The organism is Arthrobacter sp. B0316-1-20 (assembly GCF_059091865.1).
In genome coordinates this window covers 1-5,574 of sequence record NZ_JBNHHC010000124.1, presented here as the reverse complement: position 1 = coordinate 5,574, position 5,574 = coordinate 1, and the positions used below count along the sequence as shown (strand labels likewise).

The following is a 5,574-nucleotide window of genomic DNA, read 5'->3' as shown; positions in this document are numbered from 1 at the left end:
AGTACCGTGGCGGGGTAGTGGGCGCCGGGGCCCTCGGGAATCTCGCCGCCGACTGCCGCTTCCGCGCCCTGGGCGAGGGCCTCGGACACCTGCGCGTGGACCTCGTCCCGCAGGCGGGTGTCCACCAGCGGCGCGATCCCGGTCTCGTTACGGCGGCGGGCCTCGTCCGCGAGTGCCGCGCAGAACGCGTCCGCGACGGCCTCATGCACGAAGATCCGTTCCACGGAGGTGCAGATCTGGCCGCTGTTGGCGAACGCCCCGATGGCCGCCTGCTCGGCAGCCCAGACGGGATCGACGCCGGCATCCACGATCAGCGCATCGTTGCCTCCGTTTTCCCGGATCACATGGGCACCGGTGAGTGCTGCGGCGCGGGCGATCCGCGTTCCGGTGGCGCTGGAGCCGACGTGTGCGACGGCGCCGACCCCGGCCTCGGCGGTGAGCATCGCGCCGACGGAGGCACCGCCGTCGACCGTCACCAGCACGTCCTGGGGCAGGGCGGCGGAGAGGACCTCGCCCAGCCGGGCACCCAGATGCGGGCAGCGCTCGCTGGGCTTGTGGACCACGGTGTTACCGGTGACGATCGCCGCGCCCAGCAGGCCGGCGGCCACCGCCACCGGATCGTTCCACGGGGTGAGGACGACGACCACGCCGCGGGGCTCGGTCACAGTGTAGTCGGCGGCGTCGATCCCGCCGCGGAGGCTGTGGCCGCGGTGCACCGGGCCCAGCTCCGCGTACTGTTCCAGCGTGTGCACACCGGCTTCGACGCCGGCCAGCGCCTCTTCACGGGGCCGTCCCGTTTCGCGGCTGTTCAGGTCGGCGAGTTCACCGGCGTGGGCGGCGAGTTCGGCGGCCGCCTGGCGCAGCGCCCGGCCGCGCTCCTCGGGGGAGGTCCGCCGCCACGCCGGCTGGGCCTTGCGGGCTGCGGCCAGGGCCGCAGCTACCTCGGCGCGGGTGGCGCTTTGGATGGTGCCGACGACGCTGCCGTCCCGCGGGTCGAGCACGGTGAACTGTTCGTCGTCATGCTTGGCGGGGTTTTCCTGCGCGTTGTTGTCTTGGGCAGCCAGATTTGTTGCGGTGGACATGTGCCTCCTCGGTGGTCGCGCCGGAGCCATGGCCCGGCGTGGCGGGCAAACCGTTCTAGATGTTCCATACCCACCGGGGGAGGAGGTTAGACAGCAGGCCGCAGGTACTGGGGTGTGGCCCGGGACCTCTCCGGACAGACTTCCGGAGCCGTCATGGTCTCCCGCATCCTGCGGGTCCATGCCTGGCATTAAGAACCGAGGCTCCTCCTCGGGGCGCTACTGCTCCTCCCTGAGGATGTCCGGCAACTCATCCACGAAGACCGTCTGCGGCGGTTGGAAGTAGATCACCAATACCTTGTCGCCTTCAGGGAATTCGCTCATCTTGTCAAAGGGATGGGCATGGAAGGCGCTGGTTCCGCCGCGGTAGGCCAGCATGACCTCGCCGATCGTGCCCGGCGCGATCCGTCCCGTGACGCGGCCGATCTTCCCCGTGAGGGTGGTGTCCACTTTTCTGCGCATGGTGCTACTGCCGGGGAACGGCCGGGTGATGCTGCTTGGAGTCCGGTGATTTCCCGTTCTTCAGCGCATTGGACAGGGAAGGAAGGAACTGGCCTACCTGGGCCAGGATGCCGCCCACCATATTGTTCAGCCCCTCGCCGCCGTTGAGGACGGTCAGCTGGTCCACATGCGCAAACGGCTCGGCGGCGGCCTGCACGATCGACGGCATGTTCTCGGCCAGCTGCTGCGAGATGACGGCGTCTTGGTTGGTTTCGAGGGCCTCGCCGCGCGCCTTGATGCCGTCCGCCTCGGCCAGGGCCTTCGCCTTGATGGCCGACGCCGCCGCCTCGCCGCGTGCCTTCGTGGCCGCTGCTTCTGCCTCACCGGTGAGCCGCGTGGCGCCGGCTGCGGCCGCCGCAGCATTGGCGCCCGCCTGCGCCTCCATTTCGACGCGCCGTGCGTTGGCCTGCGCCTCCAGCTCCGTCCGCCGGGCCCTGGCCTCGGCGGCGCTGATGTCGGCTGCCTTCTGCGCCTCGGCCTCCGTCTTCAAAGCATAGGCCTTGGCATCGGCGGGCTTCCGTACGATGGTCTGCAGCTTCTGTTCCTCGCGCGCGGCCTCCAGCTTGGCGACCTCTGTCTCCTGCACCACCACTTGTTGCCGGGCCGTGGCATCGGCGAGGGGCCCGGCCTGCGCGGCATTGGCTTTGGCCTGCTCGGCATTGGCCTGTGCCGCGGACTGCTTGATCATCGAGATGCTCTGCGCGTCTGCGATGAGGGCAGCAGCCTCGGCTTCCTTCTCCGACGCTTCCCGGTTGCGGGTGGCCTCGGCGATGCGGGCTTCCATCTTGACATGGGCGATGTACGGCTTGGCCAGGTTCTGGATGTAGCCGGTGGGGTCCTGGAGGTCCTTGATCTGGAGTGAGTCCACCACGAGGCCCAGCTTCTCCATTTCAATGCCGCTCGCGCCGCGCACATGGGAGGCCAGCTTGTCGCGCTCCCGGATGATCTCCTCCACGGTCATGCTGCCGACGATGGACCGCAGGTGGCCCTCGAAGACGTTGTAGACCTGGCTCTCCATCTTCGCCTGCTGGCCAAGGAAACGGCGTGCGGCGTTGGCGATGAACGCAGGGGAGTCGCCGATCTTGTAGATGACCACGCCCTCCACCACCACCTGGATGCCTTGCGAGGTTACGCAGGACACCTTGAGTTCCGTCTCATTCAGGGTGAGCGCCAGCGCCCTGACCGTCTGCAGCCCCGGGACCACCAGGGCGCCTTTGCCGGTGACGATCCTGAAGTCCATGCCGTCGGTGTTTTCCAGCGTTGCGCGTGTCAGGCCAGAGATAATGAGTGCTTGGTTCGGCTCTGCAACCTTCCACATCGCCTTGATAAGGGCCCATACGAGACCGACGACGACGATGACGCCGACAATCGCGAGGAAGGTGGGCAGATACGCTGCAACGTCGGGCATGACCCTGTCCCTTCAGACACTGGTGAACCGGCGCGGCGGTAACCCGGGCAGGCCTGGCGCCGCTTCGTGTACACAGTCTGGTTGGGTACGGTCAAAGTGTCCAGAGGCCCTGCCGCGCCACCCGCCTCCAGCTAGCCCGCCGGACGCAGTGAGGTGATCATCCTGCGGATGTCCTGGTACTCCTGCGTCTCCATATACGCCTGTGGTGTGTCGATGTGCGGCTCGCCAACCGGTAGGAAAGGATCATAGATGCCGGCAAAGACAGCACCGCTCGGGGGCCACATGAAGAAGTGGTAGATGGGGCACGCCGTTGGCCCGGTGGGCTCCGGAGCTGAGGTGATCCCGTAGGCCAGGACGTTCGCCCTGGCTGGATCGGTGGCGGTGGGATCCATCCTTCCCTGGAAGACGAACCACGGGGTGCTCCCGGGCTGCGCCAGGGCCGGAAGGGGCTCCGAGTCCAGGATGGAGTAGGGCTGCTCCGCCATGCACTCCGCACCGGTAATGACGTTGGTCTCCAGTGTGGCGAATGTCTTGTTGTTTCCTACCACTTCCACAAAGATCCCGCCGGTGGGTGATTCGCTCGACCGGTCAAGGATGTTCCAGTCCGCCGGATGCTCGAAGGTCAGGTCTCCGTCCGTCGTCGTGTAGTTGGTCCAGTCTGAAGCGGGGGCCGTCGTGTTCTCAGGCGACGTCGTCGGCGGGGCTGATACGGAGGCGCTGGGGCTCGGGGAGGAAGCGGCTGTGGTCGTTGCCGAGACCGCCGGGGAACTGGTTACGGGCGCAGCGGTCGGCGTACCGCAGCCGGCCAGCAGGACGGCCAGACCGGTCAGACCGGCTGCGGCGAAGTAGGGGAATCGGTCTTGTCTGAGCGGGCGCATACGTCCTCCTGGATAATCCAAATCAATGGACTAATTCTGGAATGGACAGCGGGCGAGGGGAAGACTTCCAGCGGTACTGTGGCCGAAGTGTTGCAGGGCCGGGCCGTACCGCCGAACCAGCAGCCGTGGCAGACTGGCGGCCATGGGGATGAATCCGGGATCGGTGGACCCGCAAGGACTTCCGCGAGAAGAACTGCCTTACTCTTCCGTGCAGCGCTCGCTGCTGTACTTCACCACGACCAGGCGCAAGGCCGCGGCCATCGCCGTCTTCATTGCCGGGTGGTTCGGCCTGGAGGTCATGGCCGAAAGCAGCGGCATCCTCTTCCCGGGGCTCATCACCAATCTCTACTTCTTCGGTGGCATTTGTGCGCTATCGGTCTTGTTCACGCATGGTGCGAGGCTGCACCGGCCGGTTCACCTTCCCGCAGAGATCATGGTCGGGAACGCCAAGCAGCGCTTTTTTCTCGAAGAGGAATGGACAACGTCCTTGCCTCCGCAGGAGGCGCTGGAACGGCTGCGACGTGCCTTCGACCAGCCGAACGTGACGGTGAGAACCATCGGTCCAACCCTCTGGATAGAGATCGACAGGCAGTGGGACGCCGGACAGTGGCTGTACCGAAGCGCTGCCCCGCACCTGAAATTCCGGCCCGACATCCAGTTCTTCTTCGACGTTACCGACGGTGGAACCGGCATCACTGCCTACAGCCGTGACCGGCGGTTCGCCGGGATGTACGACGTGCTGAAACTGGCGGATGAAATGAGCGCCACAGCGGTGGAACTGGCTAGGAAGGCAACCACCCAGGCCGATTGACCTGCCGGCACTGCCTAAACCTCCGTCCGGTGCCACGTTCCGGCCTGACGAACCCCTGAGCCGGGCCGTTGCCAGCACCCCGGAATGACAAACAGCCCGCCCCAGCGCCGGGGCGGGCTGTTTTGCCGCTGCTACCTAATTGCCGGTGCTACTTGGCGAGTTTGCCGTCCAGGCGGAAGAGGAAGGCTGCCATGGCATCCCGGTTGACCGGGGACCAGGGGCGGTAGGACCTGGTGCCGTCGGTTTCGGTCCAGCCGGTGGAGATCTCCTGGCCGGCAAGCCAGGCCATTTCCTTGTAGAACTGCACGCCGTCGGCGATGTCACCGAACGGTGAGCCCGACGGTGCGGTGTACTGGGGTTCTCCGGCGAGCCGGTAGAGGAAGGCTGCCATGGCATCCCGGTCGATGGATTCGTAGGGGCGGAAGGTCTTGGTGCCGTCCGCTTCGGTCCAGCCGGTGGAGATGCCTTCAGCAGCAAGCCAGCTGATTTGCTTGTAGTACATGTTGTCCGTGGCTACGTCCGTGAACGGGCTCTCTGCCGGAGCCGTGAACTCCGGCTCGCCTGCCATCCGGTAGAGGAAGGCCGCCATGGCGTCGCGGTTGATGGCCTCGTAGGGGCGGAAGGTCTTGGTGCCGTCTGCTTCGGTCCAGCCGGTGGAGATGTTCCGTTCGGCGAGCCAGGAGATTTCCCGGTAGTAGACGTTGTCCGTGGCCACGTCGGAGAACAGGCTCTTGGCTGGCGGGACATAGTCGCCAGCTGCCTCAACGACCACCGACCGTGACGCGATGGACTGGTTGCCGTTCGCGTCCTGGACCACGTAGGTGAGGGTGTAGACACCCTCACTTGCGGCATTCACCGACCCCAGGACCTCGAGGTTGGCAGTTACGTCGCCGTCGG

General features: G+C 66.3%; 6 protein-coding genes. 1 reads left to right on the top strand and 5 read right to left on the bottom strand.

All coding sequences use genetic code 11. The features are described from left to right. From AC5RW2_RS40120 to AC5RW2_RS40105, 4 genes are all read right to left on the bottom strand, one after another. On the bottom strand, positions 1 to 1,082 hold a 1,082-nt coding region (locus tag AC5RW2_RS40120; RefSeq protein ID WP_494075239.1), incomplete at its 3' end, for an aldehyde dehydrogenase family protein. A 216-nt stretch (positions 1,083 to 1,298) separates the two neighbouring features. Further along, complete coding sequence (locus AC5RW2_RS40115; protein WP_494031286.1) at positions 1,299 to 1,541, bottom strand: NfeD C-terminal domain-containing protein; 243 nt, start codon at positions 1,539 to 1,541, stop codon at positions 1,299 to 1,301. Positions 1,542 to 1,545: 4 nt separating this feature from the next. Next, a complete protein-coding gene (locus AC5RW2_RS40110; protein ID WP_494031287.1) occupies positions 1,546 to 2,988 on the bottom strand; it encodes a flotillin family protein in 1,443 nt (480 codons plus the stop codon). A 131-nt stretch (positions 2,989 to 3,119) separates the two neighbouring features. Beyond that, the gene (locus AC5RW2_RS40105) at positions 3,120 to 3,866 is read right to left on the bottom strand and encodes a hypothetical protein (protein WP_494031288.1); all 747 of its coding nucleotides are present in this window, start codon (positions 3,864 to 3,866) and stop codon (positions 3,120 to 3,122) included. 142 nt (positions 3,867 to 4,008) lie between these two features. On the opposite strand from AC5RW2_RS40105, the gene AC5RW2_RS40100 reads away from it, so the two are divergent. Next, positions 4,009 to 4,677: a hypothetical protein gene (locus tag AC5RW2_RS40100; RefSeq protein ID WP_494031289.1), complete on the top strand. Its 669-nt coding sequence runs from the start codon at positions 4,009 to 4,011 to the stop codon at positions 4,675 to 4,677. A gap of 148 nt (positions 4,678 to 4,825) precedes the next feature. Here AC5RW2_RS40100 and AC5RW2_RS40095 read toward each other — a convergent pair. Next, the coding region (locus AC5RW2_RS40095; protein ID WP_494075238.1) for an immunoglobulin-like domain-containing protein at positions 4,826 to 5,574 on the bottom strand (749 nt) is incomplete at its 5' end.